Annotated in this window: 23 protein-coding genes and 2 pseudogenes; 7 read left to right on the top strand and 18 right to left on the bottom strand. The window is 60.4% G+C overall.

Annotated elements, in window-relative coordinates; genetic code table 11:
• Window positions 1–22: 22 nt before the first annotated feature.
• From ACE04F_RS03015 to ACE04F_RS03040, 6 genes are all read right to left on the bottom strand, one after another.
• A complete protein-coding gene (locus ACE04F_RS03015) occupies window positions 23–688 on the bottom strand; it encodes a polysaccharide lyase family 7 protein (RefSeq protein WP_486104744.1) in 666 nt (221 codons plus the stop codon).
• Between the two features lie 114 nt (window positions 689–802).
• The gene (locus ACE04F_RS03020; RefSeq protein ID WP_486104746.1) at window positions 803–2047 is read right to left on the bottom strand and encodes a serine hydrolase domain-containing protein; all 1245 of its coding nucleotides are present in this window, start codon (window positions 2045–2047) and stop codon (window positions 803–805) included.
• Window positions 2048–2199: 152 nt separating this feature from the next.
• Window positions 2200–3513 (bottom strand): dicarboxylate/amino acid:cation symporter, encoded by a 1314-nt coding sequence (locus ACE04F_RS03025; protein ID WP_486104748.1) that lies wholly within the window; start codon window positions 3511–3513, stop codon window positions 2200–2202.
• 228 nt (window positions 3514–3741) lie between these two features.
• Entirely contained in the window at window positions 3742–4404 is a 663-nt protein-coding gene (locus ACE04F_RS03030; protein WP_486104750.1) for an HAD family hydrolase, read from the bottom strand.
• Between the two features lie 25 nt (window positions 4405–4429).
• On the bottom strand, window positions 4430–4801 hold the full coding sequence (locus tag ACE04F_RS03035; protein WP_486104752.1) for a RidA family protein: 372 nt from the start codon (window positions 4799–4801) through the stop codon (window positions 4430–4432).
• Between the two features lie 45 nt (window positions 4802–4846).
• Window positions 4847–5977 carry an alanine racemase gene (locus ACE04F_RS03040; RefSeq protein ID WP_486104754.1) on the bottom strand — a complete coding sequence of 377 codons (1131 nt, stop codon included), beginning with the start codon at window positions 5975–5977 and terminating at the stop codon, window positions 4847–4849.
• An 87-nt stretch (window positions 5978–6064) separates the two neighbouring features.
• Here ACE04F_RS03040 and ACE04F_RS03045 point away from each other — a divergent pair, with 87 nt between their 5' ends.
• Window positions 6065–6970, top strand: coding sequence for a LysR family transcriptional regulator (locus ACE04F_RS03045; RefSeq protein ID WP_486104756.1), 906 nt, complete (start codon window positions 6065–6067; stop codon window positions 6968–6970).
• A 29-nt stretch (window positions 6971–6999) separates the two neighbouring features.
• Here ACE04F_RS03045 and ACE04F_RS03050 read toward each other — a convergent pair whose 3' ends face one another.
• The 5 genes and pseudogenes from ACE04F_RS03050 to ACE04F_RS03070 form a co-directional block, all read right to left on the bottom strand.
• Window positions 7000–7860: a sensor histidine kinase gene (locus ACE04F_RS03050; RefSeq protein ID WP_486104980.1), complete on the bottom strand. Its 861-nt coding sequence runs from the start codon at window positions 7858–7860 to the stop codon at window positions 7000–7002.
• Window positions 7861–8358, bottom strand: a pseudogene (locus tag ACE04F_RS03055) (response regulator transcription factor); the annotation flags it as partial.
• A 51-nt stretch (window positions 8359–8409) separates the two neighbouring features.
• Window positions 8410–10722 (bottom strand): annotated as a pseudogene (locus tag ACE04F_RS03060) (sensor histidine kinase); the annotation flags it as partial.
• A 31-nt stretch (window positions 10723–10753) separates the two neighbouring features.
• Window positions 10754–11779 carry a substrate-binding domain-containing protein gene (locus ACE04F_RS03065; protein ID WP_486104982.1) on the bottom strand — a complete coding sequence of 342 codons (1026 nt, stop codon included), beginning with the start codon at window positions 11777–11779 and terminating at the stop codon, window positions 10754–10756.
• A 227-nt stretch (window positions 11780–12006) separates the two neighbouring features.
• Window positions 12007–13173 carry an MFS transporter gene (locus ACE04F_RS03070; RefSeq protein ID WP_486104757.1) on the bottom strand — a complete coding sequence of 389 codons (1167 nt, stop codon included), beginning with the start codon at window positions 13171–13173 and terminating at the stop codon, window positions 12007–12009.
• 95 nt (window positions 13174–13268) lie between these two features.
• Here ACE04F_RS03070 and ACE04F_RS03075 point away from each other — a divergent pair, with 95 nt between their 5' ends.
• The 4 genes from ACE04F_RS03075 to ACE04F_RS03090 all read left to right on the top strand — a co-directional run bounded on the left by ACE04F_RS03075 (window position 13269) and on the right by ACE04F_RS03090 (window position 17065).
• Window positions 13269–14162, top strand: coding sequence for a LysR substrate-binding domain-containing protein (locus ACE04F_RS03075; protein ID WP_486104759.1), 894 nt, complete (start codon window positions 13269–13271; stop codon window positions 14160–14162).
• 143 nt (window positions 14163–14305) lie between these two features.
• On the top strand, window positions 14306–14833 hold the full coding sequence (locus ACE04F_RS03080) for a transporter suffix domain-containing protein (RefSeq protein ID WP_486104761.1): 528 nt from the start codon (window positions 14306–14308) through the stop codon (window positions 14831–14833).
• A gap of 74 nt (window positions 14834–14907) precedes the next feature.
• Window positions 14908–16029 carry an HlyD family secretion protein gene (locus tag ACE04F_RS03085; protein WP_486104763.1) on the top strand — a complete coding sequence of 374 codons (1122 nt, stop codon included), beginning with the start codon at window positions 14908–14910 and terminating at the stop codon, window positions 16027–16029.
• A complete protein-coding gene (locus ACE04F_RS03090) occupies window positions 16019–17065 on the top strand; it encodes a DUF2955 domain-containing protein (protein WP_486104765.1) in 1047 nt (348 codons plus the stop codon). Before ACE04F_RS03085 ends, ACE04F_RS03090 begins: the two co-directional genes overlap by 11 nt.
• Before the next feature lie 48 nt (window positions 17066–17113).
• Here the strand turns inward: ACE04F_RS03090 and ACE04F_RS03095 are convergent, their stop codons facing one another.
• The 3 genes from ACE04F_RS03095 to ACE04F_RS03105 form a co-directional block, all read right to left on the bottom strand.
• Entirely contained in the window at window positions 17114–18436 is a 1323-nt protein-coding gene (locus tag ACE04F_RS03095) for an APC family permease (protein WP_486104984.1), read from the bottom strand.
• A 100-nt stretch (window positions 18437–18536) separates the two neighbouring features.
• On the bottom strand, window positions 18537–19895 hold the full coding sequence (locus ACE04F_RS03100; RefSeq protein WP_486104767.1) for an ATP-binding protein: 1359 nt from the start codon (window positions 19893–19895) through the stop codon (window positions 18537–18539).
• Window positions 19892–20554 (bottom strand): response regulator, encoded by a 663-nt coding sequence (locus ACE04F_RS03105; RefSeq protein WP_486104769.1) that lies wholly within the window; start codon window positions 20552–20554, stop codon window positions 19892–19894. The genes ACE04F_RS03100 and ACE04F_RS03105 overlap by 4 nt, the downstream gene beginning before the upstream one ends.
• 146 nt (window positions 20555–20700) lie before the next feature.
• On the opposite strand from ACE04F_RS03105, the gene ACE04F_RS03110 reads away from it, so the two are divergent.
• Both ACE04F_RS03110 and ACE04F_RS03115 read left to right on the top strand, forming a co-directional pair.
• On the top strand, window positions 20701–20967 hold the full coding sequence (locus tag ACE04F_RS03110) for a PepSY domain-containing protein (RefSeq protein ID WP_434624353.1): 267 nt from the start codon (window positions 20701–20703) through the stop codon (window positions 20965–20967).
• Entirely contained in the window at window positions 20967–21512 is a 546-nt protein-coding gene (locus tag ACE04F_RS03115) for a cytochrome b/b6 domain-containing protein (protein ID WP_486104771.1), read from the top strand. The genes ACE04F_RS03110 and ACE04F_RS03115 overlap by 1 nt, the downstream gene beginning before the upstream one ends.
• Window positions 21513–21609: 97 nt before the next feature.
• Here the strand turns inward: ACE04F_RS03115 and ACE04F_RS03120 are convergent, their stop codons facing one another.
• The 4 genes from ACE04F_RS03120 to ACE04F_RS03135 are packed head-to-tail and all read right to left on the bottom strand — an operon-like array spanning window position 21610 to window position 25922.
• The gene (locus tag ACE04F_RS03120) at window positions 21610–22029 is read right to left on the bottom strand and encodes a group I truncated hemoglobin (RefSeq protein WP_486104773.1); all 420 of its coding nucleotides are present in this window, start codon (window positions 22027–22029) and stop codon (window positions 21610–21612) included.
• A complete protein-coding gene (locus ACE04F_RS03125; RefSeq protein ID WP_486104775.1) occupies window positions 22029–22892 on the bottom strand; it encodes a DUF3034 family protein in 864 nt (287 codons plus the stop codon). Before ACE04F_RS03125 ends, ACE04F_RS03120 begins: the two co-directional genes overlap by 1 nt.
• Window positions 22893–22897: 5 nt before the next feature.
• Entirely contained in the window at window positions 22898–25255 is a 2358-nt protein-coding gene (locus tag ACE04F_RS03130) for a putative bifunctional diguanylate cyclase/phosphodiesterase (protein ID WP_486104777.1), read from the bottom strand.
• A complete protein-coding gene (locus ACE04F_RS03135) occupies window positions 25239–25922 on the bottom strand; it encodes a methylamine utilization protein (protein WP_486104986.1) in 684 nt (227 codons plus the stop codon). The genes ACE04F_RS03130 and ACE04F_RS03135 overlap by 17 nt, the downstream gene beginning before the upstream one ends.
• Between the last annotated feature and the right edge of the window lie 345 nt (window positions 25923–26267).

Consider the following 26267-nt stretch of genomic DNA (forward strand, 5'->3'; position numbering starts at 1 on the left):
GCAATCAATCGAGCCTACCGAATCAACCCTTGCTGTGCCTGGCCTCCAGCTTGTTGAACGTTACCCGGCCGCCTTCGGACTTGTAGCCGGTGTTATCCAAGGTGTATACGCCAGCCTTGAAATATAGCTGTTTGCCTTGCCAGCTTTTGCTGAGCTGCCTGCCCCACCGATATCCTTGGGAAATAACATTCAGGTAGCCCGCCGAGCTCAAACGAACCTCGTAGGTGAACCGCTTGTTCAACTCGACATCCTCGACGATCACCACCTTGGTGTCCGTACTGCCCGGCTTGAGGCGATAGTTGGCAATCACGCTGCCGGTCTTCCGAGCCTTGTCATAGACATACTCCACCTTGAGCAGCGGGCCCTTGCCCTGATAGGTATGAATCTGCCCGATCACCACCCTGCCTTCCGACGGCACCTGGTTGACGGACAGGCTGGCCGTCATCCGGTGATCCGCTTCGGGGTACGTCCAATTGCGCAGCTCACCGTTCTTGTATGTCTCGCGAAGTTCGCTACGTGGAAACTCGGATCTGGACGTAGTCCCGCCCGTCACCGGCGCCCAGAAAAACAACGTATTGCCGGAGCGGAAATACGCATCCGAGTAACCGTCCACCAGGCGTGGCGTCTCGATGACTCGGGCAGGCGTGCCGACCGGTATGGTCAGGTTCCAAGTGCTTAGATCGATCATGGCATGGGCTCCCTGATGGGTCGTGGCTCAATTTATAGTGAAAAGGGGACAGATTTATTTTTCGCAATAAACCTGTCCCCCGTTTTATTTTCTTTTCTATCTTGACGCGCGAATCTACTTCAACGCAGTTACCACGGCATCGAAGAATACCATCGGGTCGATCGGCTCTTTGTCCACCGGCTTGGGCTGGGCCCCGAAGGTGACAATCACGACGTTATTGGCAGGGTTGACGTAGATGTTCTGGCCCTGGATACCGACCGCCGAATAGGCGCCGTCTTTCACCGACGGCTCGGTCCACGCCGTCCACCACATGTAACCGTAGTCCAGGGACTTGCCGCCTTTGAGGGTGGTCGGCAGCGTCGCTTCCTTGACCCAGCCTTCGGGCAGAATCGACGTGCCATTGATCTTGCCACCGTTCATGAAAAACAGCCCGAAGCGTCCATAATCCCGCAGCGTGGCGCTGATACCACTGCCGCCGATTTCCACCCCGTCAGGCGAATCGAGCCACCACCGGGCATCACTCTCCATACCGAACGGCTGCCAGATCTTCTCCGATAGATAATCGGCCAGCGGCATCTTCACAGCGCCACGGACGATCTCGCCGAGTACCTGCGTTTCGCCAGTGCTGTAAGTGTTGGCAGTGCCGGGCTCGGCCGCTCGTGGCAAACTTGCCATCAAGGTCATGGCCGAACGCGGCTTCTGCGATATCTGCGCTTTGAGTAGCGCGCGACGATCGGACGCCGGATCGGTGTAGGTCTCGTTCCACTTAACGCCCGAAGACATCATCAGCACGTTGCGTACGGTCACGCCTTCGTAGGCGCTGCCTTTGAGCTCGGGAACGTAGTCCACCACTTGTGCATCAAGGCCCTTGATAAGGCCGTCCTTGATCGCTGCAGCCGCCAGCGTGGAGGTGATGGACTTGGCTATCGACATCGACATCCATCGGGTTTTCTCGGTGTTGCCACGCTGGTAGGTCTCGAACACGATCTTGCCGTCCTTGAGCACCAGCATCGCGGTAATGCTGTCCAATGCGACGAAGTCATACAGGTCGTACTTTTTGTCGCCAACAGTGAAGCGAACGTTGGGCAACTGTTTGTCTGATTTCGGCAGCGCATACGGGTGAGCGCCGGCTTTGATCCTATGGGTAGGAAACAGCCGGTCGATATTACGGTAGGTACTGACCGCCAGATCGGAAAGCATGGCGCCGTCATAGATCTGCTCCACGGTGCCAATTGGTTCCTGGGCGTGGGGATAGTCTTCAGCCCATGCGCCCGAGGTGATACCCGCAGCAAGCAGACCGAGCGAGAGCAGCAGCGAACGACCAGGCGCAGCCGCAGCAAAAATAGCGGATGAGTGCATAACCTATCCTTATTTTGTTTTGCTATTCACGCACGTTAAAACATGCGCCCGCTTGAACGATAGCCTACTCATTGAAATCACGCCCGAGTTGCAGGACGATGCTGCTCCCCTTTAAAGCGGTCCCTTTTTTTACAACCTCAGCCCTGCGATTCTTAGGCGACTGGCGTTGCCGACGAAGCGACAGCCGCCACTCCAGGGCCCTCTTCCAGCCTTTTTTGAAGCACCTTTTCGTCCAACTGCCCACACCACTTGGCAACCACGATCGTGGCCACGCCATTCCCGATCAGATTGGTCAACGCCCGCGCTTCGGACATGAAACGGTCTATCCCCAGAATCAAGGCCAGCGCCGCCACCGGCACATGGCCCACTGACGACAGCGTGGCCGCCAAGACAATGAAGCCACTGCCCGTTACACCCGCCGCGCCCTTTGAAGTGATCAGCAAGACCAGCAACAACGTGATCTGGTGCGTAATGTCCATGGGCGTATCGGTGGCTTGGGCCAGGAAGACCGCCGCCATGGTGAGGTAGATGGAAGTGCCATCGAGGTTGAAGGAATAACCGGTCGGGATGACCAGGCCCACGACGGATTTCTGCGCACCGAGCTTTTGCATCTTGACGATCATGAGTGGCAACGCGGTCTCGGACGACGAGGTACCCAGGACGATCAGAAGCTCCTCGCGGATGTATTTGATGAACTTGAAAATGCTGAACCCGTGCAGGCGCGCGATCGTACCCAGTATCCCCAGTACGAAGACCACGCAGGTGAAGTAAAAACACAGCATCAGGTAGCCCAACTGGACTAAAGAACCGACACCGTACTTACCGATAGTGAAAGCCATCGCACCCAGCGCACCAATGGGTGCGACTTTCATGACCACGCCCATGATCCTGAACAGGACCTGGGAGATGCTCTCAATGAACTCGAACACTCGCCGACCATAATCACCGATGCGATGCAGCGCGTAGCCAAACAGTACAGAGAAAAACAGCACCTGCAGGATCTCCCCCTCAGCAAACGCGCCAACTATCGTGTTGGGGATAATGTGCAGGAGGAACTGAATGGAGCTCTGTTCTTTGCCTGCAGCGGCATACGCAGCAATCCCCGACGCATCGAGCGTGGACGGATCGATATGCATACCGGCGCCTGGCTGCACGGCGTTGACCACAGCCAGCCCGATCAACAGGGCAATTGTCGAAACAATCTCGAAGTATAAAAGCGCATAGCCACCGGTCTTCCCCACCGCTTTCATGTTTTGCATGCCTGCGATGCCGGTGACTACGGTACAAAAGATGATGGGCGCAATGATCATTTTGATCAGCTTGATAAAACCATCGCCGAGCGGTTTTAACGTGGTACCGGTTTCCGGATAGAAGTGGCCAATCAGGATGCCGATTGCGATCGCGAACAGGACTTGGAGATACAGAATCTTGTAGAACGGTTTGCGGATTTGGGTTTCAGCAGACATGGCGGAACCTCGTTTGGGACGCGTGCGAGGTCCTCGGACCACAGCACCCGTTACATACACCTTCCTTTGATGGAAGAATTTGTTTTGAAGTAAGAGCAGGAATAACTGAACTTACAGGCCGCGTGTGTTCGCGGCAGGTTGAAGGTGCTGTCCGGTGGAGACGCCACTGTAAGCGCCCGCCTCTATCGGGACTGATTCAGAGAATGACGGGAATGAGCACCACCACGTTTATCTGCCGCCCAGACTTTTAATATCCTCAACCAGGCTATTCAGGGTCGGGCGCATGATTAACGGATCAGGCGCACCTTCCGGCGCATCAAGCCCTATTCTGTTGTGCCAAAAGGTTGGCAAGCCAACTTTCTGCGTGCCAAACAGATCGTAAGCAGAGCCCGCCACGAATAGGGCGTGAGCGGGCTCCACCCGCGCTATTTGCAGGGCGAGCCTGTAAGGTTCCGCATCGGGTTTGTAGAAGCCGGCCTGTTCAGAAGTGACAACTACGTCAAATGGCACTTCCAGAAGATCCGCTGCGATGCGCCCCAACCGCTCCGAACAGTTGGTCACCACCCCGAGTTTGTAGTGCGGCGCCAACTCGGTGAGCACGCGTTTGGCCTCAGGCCAAGGTTGTAACTGCGTCCAGCGTGCCTCCAGATTCTGCGCGGCCTCCTTGCCCAGTCCGACACTGATCGCAGCCTCTTCGACTAACGTTTCATAAGGCCGGTAAGCACCACAGCCGTATGTCGCCTTCAAATAAGCCATACGCCAGGTGCGGCCCATTTCATCGGAACCTGCCACGCTATTCCATAGCGTCCACGAGTCCAGCAGAGCGGTGAGCAAATCGAACAGGACGAGTTTCACAGGTGTTTGCTGAAGATTGTTTTCAATCGAATTCATAACGACTGCCCTTCTTGAAAAGTATTTAAACTTCAGCCACTGCTGAAATTTCCACCAAAGCCCCGTGATGCAGTGGACCACACGGAATGATCACTCTTGCGGGACGGTGCGGCCCCATCAGCGTTGAATACGCAAGATTCACGGTCGGCCAGTCAGCAACATCAACGATGTATATTTGCACGCTGACCAAGTGACTAAGCGAAGCCCCCGCTGCCTGAAGCACCGCTTGTACATTTGCCATTGCCTGAATAGCCTGGGCTTCTACGCCATCGGGGAACTCTTGTGCATCAGGTGGAAACGGCAACTGGCCGGAGATGAAAAGAAGTTTTCCTGCCATGACCCCATGTGAGTAATGCCCACCGGGTACAGGCAACTTCTCTGCTGCGATCAACTTCATTGGCCCCTCCTTGATCGGTCAAAGTTGTGAGTTCAGCTGAATGAGTTACCAACCCGCGATGCGTGGCCAGTACCCCACACTGCGCCCCTCGCTGAAAACGTGATAGCCCGCGTGCTGTGCTGAGGTGGCACAGGCGTGGTTCGGCAGGATCCGCAGCAGCGTGCCCAAGGGCAGCAAGCTTGATGCTGCAAGCTTCCCGGTCCGCGATGAAATAATCCCGTGCTCCTGATTGGTGGCGCTGACGATCAGGTCGCCAATGGGCTGGCCAGCGGCGTCACAGACGATGCCATAGCCCTGATCGACCGCTTGTCTGGCGGTGCCACGATCACGGGAAAGTGCCATCCATCCCGCATCCGTAATGATCCAGCCTTTTTCAATCTGATGACCGATTACAGTCGTCAGAACCGAGACGGCGATATCCTGCACCTGACAAACGCCCAAGCCCGCCATGACCAGGTCGAAGAAGGCGAACACACCCGCACGTACTTCAGTCACCCCGGATAGATCCTCAGTAAAAAGTGCCGTGGGTGTCGAGCCGACACTGATGATCGACAGGTCGAAGCCTGCACTCGTCAGCATTTGGCTGGCAGCGATAATCGCCGCGCGTTCATGCCGGGCGCTGGCTTCGATTTCAGCGATTGACTGACTGTCGTAAGACTTGCCGGCGTGTGTCATCAGGCCGCTGACCCTGACACCACTGACGCTGAGCAACTGCGCGATTTCCACCAGCAGCGGTGACTGCGGGCCAAGACCGGAACGGTGACCGTCGCAATCGATTTCCAGCAGAACATCAAAAACATGACCCGACGTTTCGGCGAATTCGGCCAGTAACCTGGCGGTGTCCAGATTGTCGAGTACCAACTTGAGCTGTGCGCCTTTACCGATCAATGCAGCGGCATGGGCGAATTTGTTAGGCGCAATGCCAACGCCATACAAGATGTCGGTGAACCCGGCCTCGAAAAAGAAATCGGCCTCCCGCAAGGTTGAAACAGTGATCGGGCCGCGCCCGCCGGCAAACAATCGCTCGGTGACTTCCAACGATTTATTGGTCTTCACGTGTGGCCGTAAGACCACGTTGAATGCTGCCAGCTTTTGGCGCATCCGCTGGATGTTCGCATCGAGTTGATCGCGCTCCAGCAATAAGGCGGGGGTTTCGATATGAGTGAATGCTGACATGTCTGGTCTCCTGGAATAGCGCTATTCTAAGCCTCCAGTTTCAGATTAAAATTTAAACCTCCTAATTCTAATATTCAGTGATTCTTAATGAACGAGACACTTGATCTCCGCTTTCTCCTGGTCATCCGGGAAAGCGAGAGCTTGTTGGCCGCGTCACGCAAGCTGGGTCTGACGCCTTCGGCGGTGACTCAACGCCTTCAGCAAATGGAGAGAAAGCTGTCGATTCGATTGCTGGATCGGTCAGCCCGGCAGCTGCGCTTTACCGATGAGGGCGAGTTCTTGTGCCAGCGTGGGGCCGAGCTGGTCGAGCAGTTCGATTCCTTATTGGCTGATTTGCAAGAGCGGCGCAGTGGCTTCGTCGGCAAACTGAAAATCAACGCACCGTTCGGATTTGGGCGATTGCACGTGGCACCCGCGGTGGCTGCTTTCCAGCGCCTGCATCCAGATGTAGAGATAGCATTGAGTCTGTCGGAACAGCCTATGGTCGAAGCGACTGACCGCTTTGATGTCGTTATCCATATCGGCGAACTGCGCACCTCCAACCTGGTGGGCCATCCCATTGCCCCCAACCGTCGCTACGTATGCGCCTCACCGGACTTTATTGAACAGCACGGGCTGCCGGAACATCCCGACCAGCTCGCTACCTTGCCCTGCATCGCACTGCGGGAAAACAACGAAGACGTCACGCTCTGGCATTTCACACGCGCGCGTAAAACACACAACGTGCGAATCCGCCCAGCGCTGAGCTGCAACGATGGAAGTGTTATTCGGCAATGGGCTTGCGAAGGGAACGGCATCATCATGCGTTCTGAATGGGACGTTGCCGATGCGCTGGCGGAGGGGACGTTGATACGACTACTGCCGGGTTGGAAACTGCCAGAGGCCAATATTGTTGCGCTGACGCATCAACGCGAAGGGCTGCCCGCAAGAACGCTCAAATTTTTGCGTTTCCTCCAGGATCATTTCCGACCGCAACCACTCTGGCGACAATAGATTTTTGATTGTTTCCCCCAGGGAGATGCCTAGCGTTTACCCAGCGCAGCCTCAAGGGGAATATCAAGAATAAAGGCCGCGCCCTGCCCGGCCCCGTCGCTGTGCACGCTCAAGCTGCCACCCATTTCCTGCGCGGCGAGCGCGCAGCTGTGCAGGCCGAAACCGTGGCCGTCCTTGCGAGTGGTGAAGCCATGGGAAAAGATCCGCGCGAGGTGCTCTGGCGCAATCCCGTTGCCGTTGTCGGCCACCGTGATACGCAATACTGATCCGTCGACAAGGGACGCGCAGAACGTGATGCAGGGGCTGCGATCGCTCACGCCATCCAGCGCCTGCCTGGCGTTGCGGATCAGGTTCACCAGAATCAGCAGCACCCGGTGCCGGTCCAGCGACAGCAGGGGCAAGTCGGCGATGTTCTTGACCACCGTCACCTCCTTGCGTGCCAGTGATCCGGCACTCATGCGCAAGGCATCATCGATCAGCTCCGGGACCGGTACTGTCTCGACGACACTGACAGCAACGGCATAGGATTGCTGCGCAGCGACGATGGTTTTGATGTGGTCGATGCCCTTGATGAGTTGCCCGAGCTCTTCGATGATGCCCTGCTGTTCTTCCGTCACCACTTGCGCCAGCTTGAGCAGGTAATCGGGCAGCATCCTTCCCTTGTTGTCCGTGGTCAGAAAATCGCTCAGGTCGTGGACGTGTTCGTTCATCAGCCGCGCCACCTTGCCCAGCCCCTGGGCCTTGGAGGTGCGCATCTGGCTGCTGACCAGTTCTGCCGATACGTTCACGCTGTTGAGGACATTACCGACGTTGTGCAGCACAGTCGTGGCGATTTCGGCCATGCCTGCCTGGCGGGATTTTGCCTGCAGTTCGCTTTGCACCTGGCTCATGCGCAGCGCCGCACGTACCCGAGCCTTGAGTTCCAGCGGCGAGAAGGGTTTGGCGATATAGTCGTCGGCGCCACTTTCCAGCCCGGAGATGCAGGCCTCGCTACCGCCGCGGGCGGTCACCAGGATTACTGGTAAATGGGCGAAACCGGCGCTGGCTTTGATTCTGGCGGTCAGACCGAAACCGTCGAGCCTGGGCATCATCACATCCGAGACGATCACATCGATGGGTCGAAGCTGCAGGAGTGCCCAGGCCTCCTCTCCATCCGTTGCGGTGACAACGATGTAATCATTGTGCAAAAGCTCGCTGAGATAACTGAGCATTTCCGGGCTATCGTCCACCACCAGCACCCTGGATCGCAGGGCATGCTCCGGATGCGGCTCGCCGTCTGCGCCTTGCGTCGAAGCGAGGTCGTTGCGACTGCCCTGGCGGCCGTCGTCAAAACGCAGGTGGCGCTGCTCCAGCGTACTGGTTGTGCCCGCTGATGATCGCTCAAGCATATGGCTGGCTTCGGTCGGCAGGGTGTTCTGCTCAGCCCCCAGCGGAAGCCGGACAACGAAGCACGAACCCCTTCCAGGTTCGCTGTTGACGGCAACTTCGCCGCCCATCAGTTCGGCCAGGTCCTTGACCAGGGCCAGACCAATGCCGGTGCCGCTGTAATGACGTGTGGCGGAGTTGTCGATCTGGGAAAAACGCTGGAACAGCAGCGGCAGTTTGTCCGGCGCAATGCCAATTCCCGAGTCCTGCACCGCGAGCTCGAATCGCTCGCCATCGATCAGCGTCACTGCCAAATGCACGGTGCCGCCGGCGGGCGTGAACTTGATGGCATTGCTCACCAGGTTGAGGAGGATTTTCTCGAAGTGCCGGGGGTCCAGGAACACCGTGCCAAGCGCGGGATCGATGCTGCAAGTCAAGGTGCAACCTTTGCCCTCGGCGACCATGGCGGCGTCCTCGGCCAGCACCCCCACCGCCGTGTTCAAATCAACTGGCGAGGGACACAACTCGAACTTGCCAGCTTCGGCCTTGGAAAAATCGAGGATGTCGTTCACCCGGTTCATCAAGCGCAATGCGTTGCGTTGGGCGCGTTCGACCTGCACCCGCCAGTCGGCCGGCGGGGTGGTCGCCGCCGAGAGCTGCTCCAGGGGGGCGAGGATGAGCGTCAGAGGGGTGCGCAGTTCATGGCTGACCGTGGCGACAAAATCGCTCTTTGCCTGGTTGGCCGTCTCGGCCTGGTTGCGCGCCTGAATGAGTTCGACGGCCTGCGCCTCCAGTATGTCGGTCTGTTGGTGCAACGTGTCGGTCCGTTCGGCGACCATTCGCTCCAGAGAGGCCTGGACCTGCTGTCGCTCGGCCTCGGCCTCGGCCTCCAGCACCCGGATGCGCAGGGCATTCTCCTGGAACACCCGTACAGCGCGGGTCATGATTCCAATCTCGTCACCGCGTGCGGCGCTGGCGATCTCGGCGTTCAGGTCGCCGGCCGCAAGCCGGCGCATGACCGAGGCCAGGGCCACAATGGGCTGCGCGACAAATCGTGACGTGCTCCAGGCGATGGCACCGGCCAGCAGGACGGCGACGGTGCCCGCCACTATCGTCGCAAGCATGCCGCGATCGTTGTGGACCAAGGCGTCGGAGCGCGCTTCCCCCGCAAAGCGCGCAACCAACAGGCCGGCGCTCCGTGCCTCGTTGCGAACCTCGTCGCGCGCCGCGCTCAAGGCATTGCTCGCCTGATGGAACCTGGCGAAGGCCGCCCGGTAGCCGGCAATCTGATCGCTGACCGTCAGGGGCGTCGCCTGGGCTTGCAGCCTTACGGACGAAGGCAGAACCCGAGCGAGACGGGAGAGCTCGTCGAGAATCAGGCCAACAGAGCGGGCGGTCTCGGCCGACGGTGACAGGCGAAACGACAAGGTCTGGGCTTCCAGCGTGGCGACACGCTCGGCGAAACGCTTGGATAACGCAGCTGCGTTGTGCAGCAACCCGGTCGCTGCCTGAATGTCGCTGGCGTCGTGGCCGACGAGCCCATCCGCGTCAGCCAGCATCGCCTCGAGCCGCGTGGCCGCATCCCCGACGGCGGCCAGATGCCGCAAAGCTTCGTCTCCCCGAAGCCTGGGGGCCTCACCAAGGTGCCCCACCGCCGCGCTGGCAGCGGCGACCGTCGCCGCCAGTTGGTCCAGAATCTCCGTTTCCTGCGGTGCTCCCATCACCTCGCGCAGTTGTTCGACCACCGGCAGGAGCGCCGCGCAGGCGTTGCGCGCCGCGGTGGCAGCCACCGCATCCCCGGTCACCAACACCTTGGCCACATGGGCGGTGATGATCCGTTCGCCATTGCGCAGGACGTCCAGGATGCGGTGCGCGCTTTCGATGTCGGCTACCCGCGCCTCGTGCTCGGCGGTGCGGGAATCAAGTCCCTTCAGCCCATCGGCGATGCCCTGTTCGACGAGGATCGTCGCCTCGCGCATCCGCCCGTAGTGGGCGGTCATGTTCTCCGTTTCGCCATCCATGGTCAGGGTCGCCGCGCGCAAGGCGGTGATCGCCGCGGCGAGCCGCTCCAGGCTGCCCTTGAGCGATTGCGCCTCGGCCGCCGGAATGGCGCTGAGGCCGGCGATCGCCGTCGCCACCATCCCTTCGGCCTGGGACAGGCTTTCGGGGTCGCGGGTGGCGATGAAGTTTTCCACACGCCCGGTGGCGCCGTTGACCGAGGCCAGGATCTCCGCCGAATGGCTGGCGGAATCCACCGCGCGGACCATGCCTCGCAAGCCGTAGAGGTTCACTAGCGACACCGCCAGCATCAGGAATACCAGCGCGGCGACCGCCAGCCCGATCCTGACGGCAATGGGCCTGTCGGTGACGGGCTTGAATGTCACCATGGCGCTGCGCCTCCCCACTCCCCGGCCGCCACTACTGTTGCGTAACCTCCGGCACAGGCGTCGCCGGCGGCGCCGTATTGTTGTTGGCCGCGTCGATCATCGCAGCCACGGAGGCCTGGCTGTAAAAAGGATTGGCGGCACCGCCCACCGGCATGGTTGCGAGCCAGGCGTCCAGGTCTTTCGCATCGATACGCACCAGCGGCACTTCGACGAACTTCGGCACCTGCTTGCCCGCCAGAATCTGCTGCGCCACCCAGAAACCTACCTGCGAAACGCTGGGGGAGGCAGAAACAGAGACGGTCTCGTAGCCATTGGCATCGCGTTCCTGTTTCCACAGGGCGAGTTCGTCCTGACGATTGCCCATCACGATGATCGGCAAAGGCCGTCCCGCCGCCTTGAACGCCATGGCCGCGCCATAACCGTCGCCTCCTTGAGTCGCCACGGCATCGATGCTCGGCAGCGACGGTAGCGCCAGCGCCACCTCTTTGCGGGCGACGGAAGCCGTCCAGTTCCCGTACACGGTCTTGGCGAATTTCAGGCCTGGATAGTCGCTGGCGGCCTTGCGAATGCCGTCGCTGATGTTTTTATCGGTGGCATCGCCGGCAATGCCGCGGATCTCCAGCAGCGTTCCGTTCCCCTTGAGGCGCTCGGCGATGTAATCCATCTCCACGCGGCCCATGGCGGACCAGTTGTAGTCCACGGTATAGACGCAACTTTCGCTGACCAGGCTGGCCATGACCACCACCACGATGCCGGCATTGCAGGCATCGCGGATCACCCCGTTCAGCGCCGTGTCGGAGGCGGCCAGGACGACGATAGCGTTGACGCCATTGACGATCATGTCCTGGATATGGGCCGCTTGTTCCGACGCCGAGTTGTTGGCGCTGACCACCGGAGCCTCGCGGATCAACCCATCCTTCTGCGCCTGGAGCGCGATCTCCTGCCAGTTGCGCACCATCACCTTGCGAAAATCACTGCCCGCGTAGGAATTGCTGAAGGCGATGCTATGGCTTGCGGTAGAGCTGTCGGCCGCTTGGGCTGGATGGGCGGCAAGCATCGCCAGCCCGGTCACGCAGCCGGCGAAGCGCCAAAGGGTTTTATGGATCGAGGGCCATTTCAATACTGGAACCGGGCATGAAGTATCAGACACGTACAGACTCCTTTCCTTGGCGAGCGACTGAAACCAGCGCATTGACGGTAGTGGCAATGAGCATAGTCCCAACGTGCCCGCTTCGCGCGGCCATGGAGGTTTTCAGCCGGCCGAGCGTCCCAATCGCGCCACCTTCACACCGTCGCAGCCGCAACCCCTCGGGCACGCCAGGCAAAAGCCAGCACCATCAGCAGTCCCAGGCCCGCCATTGTCGCGCCGGCCAGGGAAATCGCCGGGTAACCCAACCCCGCGTTGATCACCGCGCCGCCCAGCGCCGCACCAATGGCGTTGCCGAAATTGAAGGCGCCGATATTCACCGCCGAGGCCAGATTGGGCGCATCCTTGGCGGCTTCCATCACGCGCATCTGCAATGGCGGCACCAAGGCAAAACTGGCGATCCCCCAGATCAGGATGGCAACCGCAGCCGGCAGCGGCCAGCGCATCAGTACGGTGAACGCCAGCAGGACGAGGATCAGCACGCTCAGGGAAACGATCAGGGTCCGGTCGATCGAGCGATCCGCGGCCTTGCCGCCCCACATATTTCCCAGCGTCAGCCCCACGCCGAACAGCACCAACATCGCCGTGATAAAGGCACTGGAGGCATGGGTCTCGCTGCTCAGGATCGGAGCGATGTAAGTGAAGACGGTGAACATTGCGCCTGAGCCGACTACCGTCAGGGCCAACGCTCCGAGCACCGGGCCACGGCCCAGCACCCGAATTTCCGCCAGCACACCGCTGCTTTGCGGCGCCGGCAGGTTGGGCAGCGCGAACCACAACGCGGCCATAGCCACTACGCCCAATCCGGTAATTCCCCAGAACGCGGTGCGCCAGCCAAACAAATCGCCAAACCAGGCCGCCAACGGCACACCGCCGATGGTCGCTAGAGTCAGGCCCATGAACATGGCGGCGACCGCCCCGGCACGTTTTTCCGGGGCGACCACGCTCGCGGCGACGATGGAGCCGACGCCAAAAAACGCGCCGTGGTTCAGTGAGGTCACGACCCTGGCGACCATCAGGCTGTAGTAATCGGTCGCCAGCGCTGACATGAGGTTACCCAAGGTGAAAATCGCCATGAGTCCGATCAGCAGATAGCGTCGGGGAATCCTGCCGGTGGTCAAGGTCATCAGCGGCGCGCCGAGCAGCACGCCCAGGGCGTAGGCACTGACCAACAGACCCGCGGCGGGAATGGAAACGCCGAGATCCGCGGCAATGCCCGGCAACATGCCCATGGGGGCAAACTCGGTAACGCCGATGCCAAAGGCACCAATGGCGAGTGCGACAAGTGGTGGATTGATACGCATTGGAAGTCTCCTCATCTGTGCCGCAAATGCTACGATTCAACCTTCCAAGGCGGTAGACAGCATTTCTGGCAAAGACCTTTGCCTAGGGAGCACAAATGGACTTCAACGGCAGATCAGGTGAAATGGCCATATTCGCCACGGTGGCGCAGGAAGGCAGCTTGTCAGCCGCGGCGCGCGTATTGGGGCTGACACCCTCGGCGGTCAGTCGGATCATTGCGCGTACCGAACTACGCCTGGGCACTCGGCTGCTGTTGCGCACCACCCGATCGATCACCTTCACCGCCGAAGGCGAGGCTTACCTGCGCGCAGCCCGGCGGATCCTCGCCGACATGGCCGAGGTCGAAGAAGCCATCGCCGACCAGGGCGTGCCCAAGGGCCGTTTGCGGGTCAGTGCCGCCCTTGGCCACGGGCGACAGACCATCGTTCCGCTGGTGGCCGCATTCAGCGCCCGCTACCCGAACATTGTCGTCGACCTCACCCTTGGCGATGAAGTAGTCGACATTCTCGGCGGCCAGGCCGATGTGGCGGTGCGGTTTGGCCATCTGCCCGACAGCCCGCTGACCGCCCGCAGGATCGGCGACACCGGCCAGGTGGTGGTGGCTTCGCCCGAGTATCTGCAACGCCATGGCACACCTCAGGAACCGGAAGACCTGCTGCGGCACAACTGTCTGCGCTTCAACTTCCGTCGCGCCGAACCTAACTGGCCGTTCACCCGCGGCGGCAAAGCGTTTTCCCTGAAGGTCAGCGGCAACATCGAATGCAGCAGTGGTGAGGCGCTGGCACAGTTCGCACGGTTAGGCGCAGGCATCGCCCGTATCGGCGAGTTCAGCGTGGCCGAGGACCTGCAACGCGGCGATCTGGTAGCGCTGCTGGATGCCTGGAACCCCGGAGACCGGGAGCCGATCCATGCCGTCTTCGTGGGGGGCGCGGCAATGCCGGCGCGGGTACGGGTGTTTGTGGACTTTCTGCTGGAGCAGCATCGGATGTGAGGGCGAGCTGTATCCCACGCATGAACGGATTCGGTCCCTGCGCAGAAAATACCGACAGCGCTGAATGCGTTGACAATCCAGCTGCTAAGCTCAGTTTCGCTCCAGACCAAAAGCCATAACAACTCAAACAAAGGTAAGGCAGCATGAGCACGGTACAGCCTCCGGCCACGTCAAAGTCCGCGAAATGGCGCTTCAAGGCAGGCATCGCCATTCTTTGCCTGATGCTCACGTTATGGTTGCTGGTGCCGTTGGCAGCGGCTGCGGATGTGCCCCGCTCCACCATCGCGGCGATCACCGGCGCGCTGTTCATCATCAACAAGGTGCTGTTGCTGCTGGTCATCGCGGTGATGGGCAAGGCGGGTTTTCAAGAGCTCAAGCAGAAGGTGTTCGGTTATGTGTCGGGCCTTGTGCCCAGTGCCGAGCAGGAGGTCAGCGTCACCCGCCACCGTATTGGCCTGGTGATGTTCTGCCTGCCGTTGCTGTGCTCTTTTCTTGAACCTTATATCGATGCCTTCGCGCCCGGCTTTCGCCCCAACAGCTGGGCATTGCAACTGCTTGGCGATGTCCTGTTGATCGGCAGCTTCTTCGTCCTGGGTGGCAATTTCTGGGAGAAAATGCGCGCGTTGTTTATCCGCACCGCACGGGTCAATACCGCTGCCGACGCGGTCTGATCCGATGCCAGGGTCGCCGCCCCCGGCGCTCTGTCAGCTGTTTTTTTGAATGGCCATGACTTGCAGGTGCCGATATGCCCGATTCGCCCAGTTCCGTCGAGCCTGAGTTACAAACCGAACCGCTTCCTGAAAAGCCTGCGCCAGCCAATCCGCTACGGCGCATTGCCCTGGGCGTTGCAGTGTCGATCGCCGTGCTGTTCACCCTCTCGATTTTCATGGAGCGCCGCACGCCCTCGACATCGCAAGCCGTGGTGCAAGCCTATGTGGTGGAAATGGCTGCCGAGGTGGGTGGCCGTGTGACAGAAATAACGGTGCTCGACAATGCCCGGGTGAAGACCGGCCAGGTGCTGTTTCGTATCGACCCGCAACCCTACAGACTTGTCGTCAGCGAGGCTGAGGCACGGCTGGAGGAAGCCGGCCAGGCAGTGGGTGCCAGCACCGCCTCGGTGGATGCCGCCCAGGCGCAGCTGGTGTCGGCGCGAGCGCAGCGCGACAACATTCGCGAGCAAGCCCGACGGGTGAACCAACTGGTGGAGCGTGGCGTGTTCGCCGCCGCCCGCCAGGATGAAGCGAAAGCCTCGCTGGGCTCCGCCGAGGCGGCCGTGAGCAAGGCCCAGGCCGACCTGGAGCGGGCGCGCCAGCAACTGGGGCCCAAAGGCAACGACAACCCGCAATTCAAGCAAGCCCTGGCCGCGCTGGAAAAAGCCCGGCTCGATCTGGTGCGTACCGAAGTCATCGCACCCGCCGACGGCGTGATCACCCATCTCCAGCTCGCCGTCGGTCAGGTCGTCAGCGCCGGCCAACCGGCACTGACCTTCATCGACAGGGGCACGGTATGGGTGTCTGCCGCGTTCAAGGAAAACAGCCTGGAACATGTGCAGGCCGACGATCCGGCGGAACTGGTGTTCGATGTATTGCCCGGCCGTGTGTTCAAAGGTCGCGTTGAAAGCGTCGGCTGGGGTGTCGCGCAACAGGGCAGCAGCAACTCGGCCCTGCCCTCGGTGCGCAACCAGAGTGGTTGGGTGCGCGACCCGCAGCGCTTTCCGGTACGCCTGATAGTGGAGGAACCGCACCCGATCGGCCCGCGTTACGGCTCGCAGGTGAGCGTGGTGATCTATACCGATGACAACCCCATGACTAACGCGCTGGGGGCTTTCATGACACGGCTGGGCGCCTGGCTGAACTATGTCAATTGACGGGCAGGCGGAGCTTGAGCTGCTGCGGATCAAACGCCAGGGACTGCGTGTCGCCCTGGCAGTGACCGTGGGCTTGGGCGCGGGCCTGGTCCTTGGCAACATCCTGCCGTTTCTCGCGCCCTTGTTCGCCGTCCAGTTCCTCTTGGCCAGCCGCCGCGCGCCAGCGCTGTCTCAAGGGTTGATAACGTTGCTGGTAAGTATGCTCACCGGCGCGCTGCTGGTGGGTGTGACGGGTATGTTCGGTGAGCGGCCATGGATATTGCTGCCGCTGCTTTGGCTGTTTTATCTCGCCTGTTTTACCGCGCAAGGCCGGCAACCTGGCGGTGCGGGACCAGCGCTGATGCTGGTGATCGCCATCGTGGTGCCGATGCTCGATATCGCGCAGAGCGATCTGGGCGAATCCATTGTGCTGGTACTGGTCAAGGCGATCGGCCTGGGTTTGCTGCTGACCTGGGGCGCCCATGCGCTGCTGCCCGACCCTGCCGGTGAACATGCCAGGCAGGCCGCCGCCCAGCCACACGAGCAGACGCTGGTGATTCGCCAGGCCATGGCCAGCGCGACGATTCTGCTGGCCATGGTTGCGCTGTGCCTGAGCGACCCGCGGCTGGCCACGGCGATCGTCGTACCGATCACGGTGGCCTCGTTGCTTAGCCAGTTTTCCCTGGGCATGAGCAGCCGCACCGCCCTTGGCCTGGTACTGGTCAACCTGCTAGGCGGGATGGCGGCGTCCGTGGCCTTCACGCTGTTTGAATTGCGCCCGACCCTGTGGCTGGTGGCGCTGATCCTGTTGCTGGTCAGCCTGCTGTTTGCCGGCAAAGCCGCCGTCGGCAACGCCACCGGGAAGATATTCGGCGGCGGGCTGATCACCTTCGTTATTCTGTTCGGCCTCGGTGTATCGCCACTGCCAACAGAGACGCCCCAGCTGTTTTCCAGCCGAATCGCCTACATGCTGTTTGCGGTTGTCTACGCCATTGGCCTGGCCGCGCTGCTGTGGCCAAGAGCGCGCGTATCGGAGCGTCGTCCGCCATCGGTGTAGGTGATCCGCTCCTGCACAAGGCGCGTCTGCTTGCGGTGCGGCCGTTGTCTAGTCTGGTTTAACAACTGCCGGCACAGCCATTCGGGCAAAGACATACAGCAGCATTCCCACCAGGATAAGTGCCCCGCCTCGCAGCCACGTACCCAGGTCTTGCTGACTCAACAATACCAGGCAAGACAGGATCGCCAGCCAGGGTACCCAAGTGGGAACCTGAAAATGTTCCTCTGCAACCTTGTCCTTGCGTAGCACCAGCACGGCCATGTTGGTGCTGAGGAACACAAACAGTAAAAGCAGCACCACGGTTTGCGCCAAGGTCGCCAACGTTCCTGTCAGCGTCAGTGCGATGGCTACGAGCGTCGTTGCAATAATCGCCGCCCACGGTGTGCGCCTGTGCGGCAGGACCCGTCCCAGGACATCTGGCAACAGCCCCAGGTTTGCCATCCCGTAAGTGAGTCGACTGGCCATGATCATGGTCAACAGCGCTCCGTTGGCCACCGCGATGAGCGCGATAAAGGCGAACAGGCGCGGCGAAATGTCGAGCCCGGAAGTCCGAACCACTTCGAGTAATGGGGCCGATGTGGCGAGCAGTTTCTCCGTTGGCAACACTGAGGACGCGGCGACCCCAACGGCCATGTAAACCACTCCTGCGGTAATCAGCGCCGCGAACAAGGCCCGTGGGTATACCTTGCGGACATCCTTGATCTCTTCCGCGAGATTGGCGGACGTCTCAAAACCCACGAATGAATAGAACGCGAGCAACGCCGCGCCCAACACCGCCAGCATTGGACTGATCCCAGGCTTGAATTCCAGCGCCCTTGCCAGTTCAGCTTCGCCAGAACTGAAAAAGTAACCCGCAGCAACGATGACCAACATCAGCCCGGACAGCTCGATCACGGTCATCAGCAGATTCGCCCCCAGAGATTCCTTGATCCCTCGCGCATTCAAGAGGGCAATGACCAGCAGGAAGATCAGCGCGGCAACGTGGGGTGATACCTCGATGAATGCGCCAAGATAGTCCCCCGCGAAGGCCAGCGAGAGACCAGCAGCGCTGGTCACCGCCGCGGCGAGCATGCAAAAACCGACCAGGAACGATATCAGCGGTGACTTGAAAGCCTTTTCGGCGAACACCGACGCCGCGCCCGCGTGAGGATATTTCGAGACCAGTTCGGCGTACGATCCTGCCGTCAACATGGCGAAAAACAACGCAATCAACAACGGCACCCAGATCGCCCCGCCTACCTCTCCGGCGATGGTACCCGCCAGCGCATAAACGCCGGCGCCGAGTACATCGCCAAGGATGAACAGAAACAGCATCGGCCCCGTGATGGCGCGGCGCAATGAGGGCTTGGGTTGTGACGGGTTTATTGTCATTAAAGGCTCTGCCAGGGGGATATTTTTCGCAAGAATCATCCGAGCGTCATGCCCTCGCATAACCTCTGAGCAGTGGAAAAATTCGCCGGGTAAAAGTTCACTAAATTGCCAGCTCCGCACACACGCCACCGCTGGACAGGTTGTAAAGGCGTAACGTGCAGCCAATCTTGTTTGTCACCATCTGCACGATGGCCAATCCCAGGCCCGCGCCATTGGCATTGCCGCGACTGTAAAACCGCTCGAACAGCCTTGCGATTTCCCCTTCATCGATCCCCGGGCCGGCGTCTTCAACCCTCAAGCAGACCCTGCCCGCCTCGTCCTTGCGCACCACTACAGCCACCTCGCTCCCTGGTGGAGAAAAGTTGAGGGCATTGGTCACCAGGTTCTGCAGGACAATGGCCAGTGCTACCGGCTCGCTTTGCACCCAACACGCTTCATCACACTCCAATACCAATTCCACGTTCTTTTCCATGGCCAGCGGCGTGAGTTCGGCCAATTCTTCACGGACCAGTTCGGCGAGTTGCACGCGCTGATACACGGGGTTGTTCAGCTGCGGTTCGATGCGGGCCATGGTCAAGAGCTGGCTGGCGATGCGAGTGGCGCGATCGACCCCGTTGACCAGGAAATGCAGCGCCTCGCGCCGCTGCTCTTCGGTCCCCGCGTTTTGCGCGTTCTGGGCATGGATGCGCAGGATCGCCAAGGGTGTACGCAGCTCGTGAGCGGCGTCGGCGATGAAGCGGCGCTCGCGTTCCAATAGACCATCGACCTGGTCCAGCAGGCGATTCAGCGCGGTTTGCATGGGCTCAAGGTCGCTGGGCAGAGGCTTGAGATGCAACGGCTGCAAAGTCTCGGTGGTGCGCCCACGGATAGAAAGGGCCATGGCCCGCAAGGGGCTGAGGCCCCAGCCGATGACCAGCCAGATCAGCAGCGCCAGCAGCGGCACTCCAATCAGGCTGGGCCAGAGCGTATGACGCACGATGCGCTGGATCAGGTCCTGGCGGATGTCGTCGCGCTCGCCGACCCAGATCAGCAGGTCCTGTTCAGGGTCGGCGAGGAGAAAGGCGCACCAGTCGTTGCCGTTATCGACAATGTCGTGGGAGCCCAGGGTGGCCAGCGACGCATCGAGAACCGGTGCGCCGGCGGAGCGCACCAGTAGCTGGCCATCCCTGCGCCACACCTGGAAGGTCAAGCGGGTTTCATAAGGATGGGCAACGCCGTTTTCACCGACGCGACTCATGGCCTGGTCGAAGGCCTGGTAGAGGCGGTCCCAGTCAGCTTCGCCGGGGTCGCGTTGGCGCAGCACGCCTTGCAGCAGCCGCGCGCTTTGGGCCAGTTGGGCGTCGTAGACTTCTTCTATTTCCTGGTGGCTATCGCGCAGCACCAGCCAGCTGATCACGGCGTCACCCAACAGGATCAGGGCCAATACAGGAACGAGGATGCGCGCCCGCACGGAGGTCATGGTTTGCGCGCCAATACGTAGCCAACGCCGCGCACGGTGCGGATCAGCTCGCTGGATAACTTTTTCCGCAGGTTGTGGATCAACACTTCCAATGTGTTGCTCTCGACCCGGTCCTGCCAGCCGTACAGCGCGCGGGACAGGCGCTCGCGGGTCACCACTTTGCCGGGACGCACCATCAGTTGGTGAAGCAGTTGGTATTCCATGGGGGTGACGATGACGTCCGCATCCTGGTAGCGCACCTGCTGAGTGGCCGGGTCGAGGCTGACGCCGGCGTGTTCAAGCATCGGTTGCGCCCGCCCCTGGCTGCGGCGCAGCAAGGCGCGCACGCGGGCCTTGAGTTCTTCGACGTCGAAGGGTTTCACCAGATAGTCGTCGGCGCCAGCGTCGAGCCCGGCGATGCGTTCGGCGGTGCCGTCGCGGGCGGTGAGGACCAGCACCGGTAAATCGTGCTGCTCGGCGCGCAGTTGATGCAACAGGTCGAGGCCGTCGAGGCGTGGCAGGCCGAGGTCGAGCAGCAACAGGTCAAAGCTTTCGCTGCGCACGGCGTGCAGGGCCGCGACGCCATCCTGCAGCCAGTCCAGCGTATAGCCTTCGGCACCCAGGGCTACGCGAATTCCCTGGCCAAGGGCACGGTCATCTTCGACAAGGAGCAGGCGCATGGCAAAGTCTCTATAGGAATCGGCGGCATCATGCCGAGTTCTGGCCGGGGGTATTTCAGCAAAATGTTACGACTCGTTGCCAACTAAGGTTGGCCTAAGGTTGGTTTTGCACTGTGCAATCTCCCACATCCGCTGAGAGCTTTTCCATGCGCAAAATTCTCCTGTTGTCCCTGATTATCGCCAGCCCCCTGGCTGTCGCCGGTCCGCAATGCACCACCGCGGAGCGTTCGCAATGGCAAGACCAAAAAGCCTTCCAGGACAAGCTCAAGGCCGAAGGCTACGAGATCAGCAAGTTCAAGGTGACCGATGGCAACTGCTACGAGATCTACGGCTTCGACAAGGACAAGCGCAAGGTCGAAATCTACCATGACCCGGTTACCGGCAAAGCCGTGAAGACCGAGATCAAAGGCTGATGCCAGGCGAATCCTTACGCCTGTGGGACCCGCTGGTGAGACTGTTTCATCTGTCTATCGCCGGGGTCTTTGTCGCCAACTACTTCTTCAACGAAGCAGGCGACGACTGGCACGTCTGGCTGGGCTATTACGCCATGGCCTGGCTGCTGGTACGAACGGTTTGGGGATTTGTCGGGCCACGCAGCGCACGTTGGGCGGACTTCTGGCCTACGCCAGAACGTCTGGGTGCCCACGTGCGCTCGCTGCTCAACGGCCGGCCACAACACCGCCTGGGCCATTCGCCGATTGGCGCGCTGGTGATGCTGTCGATGTTGCTGGCGTTGCTGACTATCGGCATCAGCGGCTTTCTGATGCAGGAAGTCGATGCCCTCTGGGGCGCCGATTGGCCGCTGCAACTGCACGAAACCGCCGCCAACACGCTGCTCGGTCTTGTGTGTGTGCATGTGCTGGCAGCCGTTTTTGAGAGTATCCAGGTCCGCGACAACCTGCCGTTGTCCATGCTCACCGGTCGCAGGAAGCGCCTGCCGGACGAACGTGTGCAGTAAACGTCGGCAACAGGTCTGTGCCTGAGGGTATGCCATCCAGATGTTGAGCACGCTGAGGCTTCTTGCGTATCTGCCCGCGGCTTGCGGAAAACCGTTTTCACTTCTCAACGATCTCGCCACGCATCGGTGCCAGTCGTGCGATCAGCCGATTTTGCACGGGCACCGGAACACGCTGTTCTTCCATCGCCGCAATCAGGTCTTCAACCAAGGCATTGAAGTCACTGCGGCTGATGTTCTGCCCCTTGTGACTCTCGGCCATGCTGTCACCGGTGTAGACGCACGGGCCGCCCGTTTCAACGCAAAACTGCTCGATCAATTTGTCGCGCAGCCGCTCGATATCAATCTTGCGAAAGCGCTCTACGATACGTTCATCACGGGCGATATTCAGCAGCATGCCCTCGACGATCCGGGTGATCCCCGCCTGCGCACCGAGGTCTTGATAGAGCAAATCGTCCTTGGGCAAAGGGTGTGCGCAGGCACCCAACAAGCCGATCAGCATCAACAGGACAATGCGCATCAAAAACTCCCCTGTACCGAAAGATATGTGCCGTTCTGGCGGTCGAGCGTCGCGATTTCGCCCAGCCGCGCGTAGGCCAGCACCACTGACAGATGTTTATTGGGAAAGTAACCGACGAACAGGTCAGCCCAGTCACTTTCCCCGGCAAAGGACAGGTTGTCCGGTTTCTGCCGATACTCGACGCCTAATGCCCAGCGCGGACTGAGTAGCACCGCCAGGGAGCCCTCCTTCAGCACGCTATGGGTATCGCGACGGTCACCGCCGAACCCGAGCAACCCCAGTTCATTGGCGCGGCTGTAGCGCAGGCTGCCATTGAGCAGCAGGTTGTAGCCAAACGCCCCGCCAATGAACAACCGGCTGGCAGCCAGATAGCCTTCGGTGTCGCTGTCCCGCCTGGCGCCGACCAGGCTCGGGATCAGGAAATTGTTCTGGTGTTTGTACGCCAGACCAAGGGAGACCTGCGGCAAATCGTCGTAAATCACGTCACCGAACAAACGCACCTTCATGGCGAAAATGTCTTGGCCGAGGTTATCGTCGGGCAGGTTCAGCTTGTTCACCAGCGAACCCAGGTCGAAACGCTGCCGGGCGAAGGACAGCTCGACCCGGTTGTCATAGGCCACGGCTAACCCTGCGACATCCAGCCGATAATCCGGCAGATTGACCGAGGTCGCGAACGCAGTCGCACCCCACTCGTTTTTTTCGCCGTACCCGGTGAGCACCGCCCAAGGCGTGATTCCGCCGCCAGCGGCGCCCTCCAGGCTGCTGGCGCCACCGGTCGCGATCAAACGCCCGCCGTCGGCTGAAACGGATTGAAGGGCCAGGCCTAAGCAACAGCCGATCGATAGCAACAAACGTGGAGTCATGATGTTCAATGAACCAGCGCCGTATGGAAATTCAAAGGCAACGCCACCCAGGCCTCGAATGCCGCGGCGGTGAGCGGTCGGCTGATCAGGTAACCCTGCGCGGTATCGCAATGCCAACGCTCGAGTAACCTCAGGCTGTGTTCATATTCAACACCTTCGGCAACGACCTTGAGCCCCAGGTTATGACTCATTTCGATGGTCGAGCGGACGATTACGGCGTCTTCGCTGGTGTCGTTAAGATCGCGAACGAACGATTGGTCGATTTTCAACTCTTGCACCGGCAGCCGCTTGAGGTGCGCCAAGGAGGAATAGCCCGTGCCAAAGTCATCCACTGACAGGCTGATGCCGCAATCACGTAACAGGTGGAGGTTCTTCAAGGCCCGCTCGGGCTCGCGCATGACAGCGCTTTCGGTGACTTCAAACACCAACTGCTCGGCTGGCAACCGATGCGTGCGCAGCAATGCCACGACCCGAACAGGCAGGTCATCGCTGATCAGGTCCTCGGCGGAGATGTTCAATGACAGCTGCAAGCACAGGCCCCGCTCATTCCACTGCGAAAGCTGACGCATGCCCTCGTTGATCACCCAGTGGGTCAGCGCCTGAATACTTCCCGTCCGTTCTGCCAACGGAATGAATTCGGCAGGAGAAATCGAGCCCAGTTGTGGATGTTGCCAGCGCAACAGGGCCTCAGCCTGGCGGACATGATTCTTCAGAATGTCCATCTTGGGCTGGTAATGCAGGAGCAGCTCACCATTGTTTGCCGCGTGGCGCAGGTCACGAATCAGGGTGATCTGGCGGCGGTGAGCCAGATCACGCCCGTGCTGATAAATCTGCAGATGACCCGGCATCTGCGCCGCGTCTTTCATGGCAATCGAGGCGCGCTCCAGCAGGGTCTGCGCGCTTTGCCCATCCGCCGGGAAAGCCGCTATTCCAAGCCGGCAGTCCAGCGCCAGATCGTGACCGTTGATGTGCTGAGGCTTGAGCAATAATTGCTGCAGTTTGTCCGCCACGGCCACTGCCGCGTCACTGTCCACCCCATCGAGCAGAACCAGGAACTCCTCGGCGATCAGATGCGCCACGGTGTCGCCAGCGTGCAACAGGGCTTGGGTTCGCCGACCGGTTTGACGGAGCAACTGGTCAACCGTCTCGGGGTCGGCCGTTTCGTTGATGGCGCGCAGGTTATGGATGCCCATGCATATCAATGTCATTGGCCGATTGGCGGCAATCGCGCTGCCAAGGCGCTCCATGGCCAGTGCGCGGTTGGGCAAGCCGGTCACGGGGTCATGGAGGGCATTGTGAGCCAGCTGCTGCTCCCGCTCAGCGATGCCGCTTTGCATGGAATTGACAGCTTTGGCCAACAACCCGAGTTCATCCTCTCGCTCCAGAACCACGGGGGTCTGGTAATCGCCTTGGCCGATGCGCTCAGCCGCGAGGGCCAATGACTTGACCGGACGCGACACGCCTCGTGCCAATAGCAAAGCGCCGACCAACGAGGCAATCAGCGCGACCAGGGTAATCGCCAGGATCTTCTCATCCAGCGGAGCAAAGGCTTGCATGGCCGCGTCCAGTGGACTCTGCAAGAGTGCAATGACTTGTCCATCGTACTCATTCGAACCGTCAGCCAGCATCAGCAACTGACTGAGGAAATTGCGATCCAGGTGCTCCGTCAACATCGCTCTGTTGCGGTTGGACGAGTTGAGCATCAGGCTGGAGACAGGCTCGTGCAGAACGTCTGGTTGCGTACTGACAAGCTCACCAGAGCGTTGTTGATCAACGGCAAGAAACGAAACCTCAAGGTTGGTGAGTGAGCGCAACTCACTGGCAAAGGCCTTATCCATGCTGAAACCCATCACCACCCTGGCAACGGGCAAAGGCGCGAGCACAGGCGTTTCAACAAGCAGATGCGGTTTACCCTGCAGCGGCACGATCACCATGGCCTGGCGCTCACGTTGTGCCAGGCGCAGCGCGCCGTCGTATTGAAACAAAGAACCCTGGGGCATGTTGTCGAGGGTACTGGCGAGTACCTCACCGTCCATGCTCAGCAGGATCATGTCACTGGCATTGATGCGCTTGCCATGGTTGACCAGCACTGAGCGGATGGTTGCAGCGTCCCGGCTGGCCACCGCTTCGCGAAAACCGAAATCGGCCGCCAATAACTGCACGCCATCGGCCAAGCGTCGGCCCTGCACCTCCAGCAGCCGCTCGAAGACGCGTGTCCCGACGTCCAATTGTGCCTCGGACTGGCTACGCACCGCAGAACGGGTCGCCGCATTCACGCTGAAATACAACACGCTGATCACCCCGAGCGACAACAGGATCATCACCGCTGCGACTTGCGCCTGGAAACTATTGCGCAGTTTCACGAGCCGCTCGCTTGAATGTATCGCCGAAGGCACTCGAAGTCGGAGCGGATGCAGCCTGCTCAGGTAACGGCTCCAACGCCAGCGTGTAGTTCTGCTTGAGGCCGGTCGCAGGTAGCTTCACAGAACCAGCATCGATCGGTTGCATGCCCTTGAGCCGGGGATGCCAAAGCGTCACGCGGTATTCGCCGACTGGCAAATCGTTCAGCACCACATTGCCTTGGGCATCGCTGACGGCAAAACGCGGATCGTCGGTGACAAAGACGTAGCCGAGCATCCGGTCATGGATGTTGCAGCCCAATACCACCACCCCCGGCTTATCGAACAGCACCGGCTCGGAGGGTGTGCCCTCGTATAAACGCAACTCGAAGCGTTTGGCCGGCGAAAACGAGTAGACCTGGTGGCGGATGTTGTCGCTGTTGGGGAATTTGATCGGGGTGCCGGTGTGCACCGCCAGTACGTGGGGCGCAAACTGCTGGCTGCGCTGATCCATATTCGCGGCGGGAAGCGCCAAAGGCGCACCGATCGGGCCTTGCAGCGTGACCACCGCGTCGGGCAGCCGCTGGCCCGTGCCTTCGTGCACCACGACATCAAGCTTGGCCACACCCGCCCACCCGACAGGGCATGCGAACAGTAACAGCAGTGCGAAAAGCGGGTTATTCCTGGACATGCCCATTCCATTGAAAACGAGGGTGAATCGTCCTGATGACGAGACTCCTGATGGCGGCATCGGCAGTCACGCACTGATCGCCCATTTACCTAGGTATCGACCGCGTCGCAAAAACCTGAACAGGCATACCCGCCATGACCAACTGGCGGCCTTGTGAGGCCCGCTGAATCGGCCACTGATATTTTTTCCGCCAAGTGCATCCAGTCCGCTTTCCAGAGGGTAGTACATGCAAATGCAATGAACCGCTGCGCTGCTCAAATCCTTACCGTTGGCGCGTCGACGAGGCTGCCCTGCCTTGAATTTATTTCACCCGCGACTAGTGTCAAGCAAACGCAACAGACGCCG

It is taken from the genome of Pseudomonas sp. AGC41 (assembly GCF_057334555.1).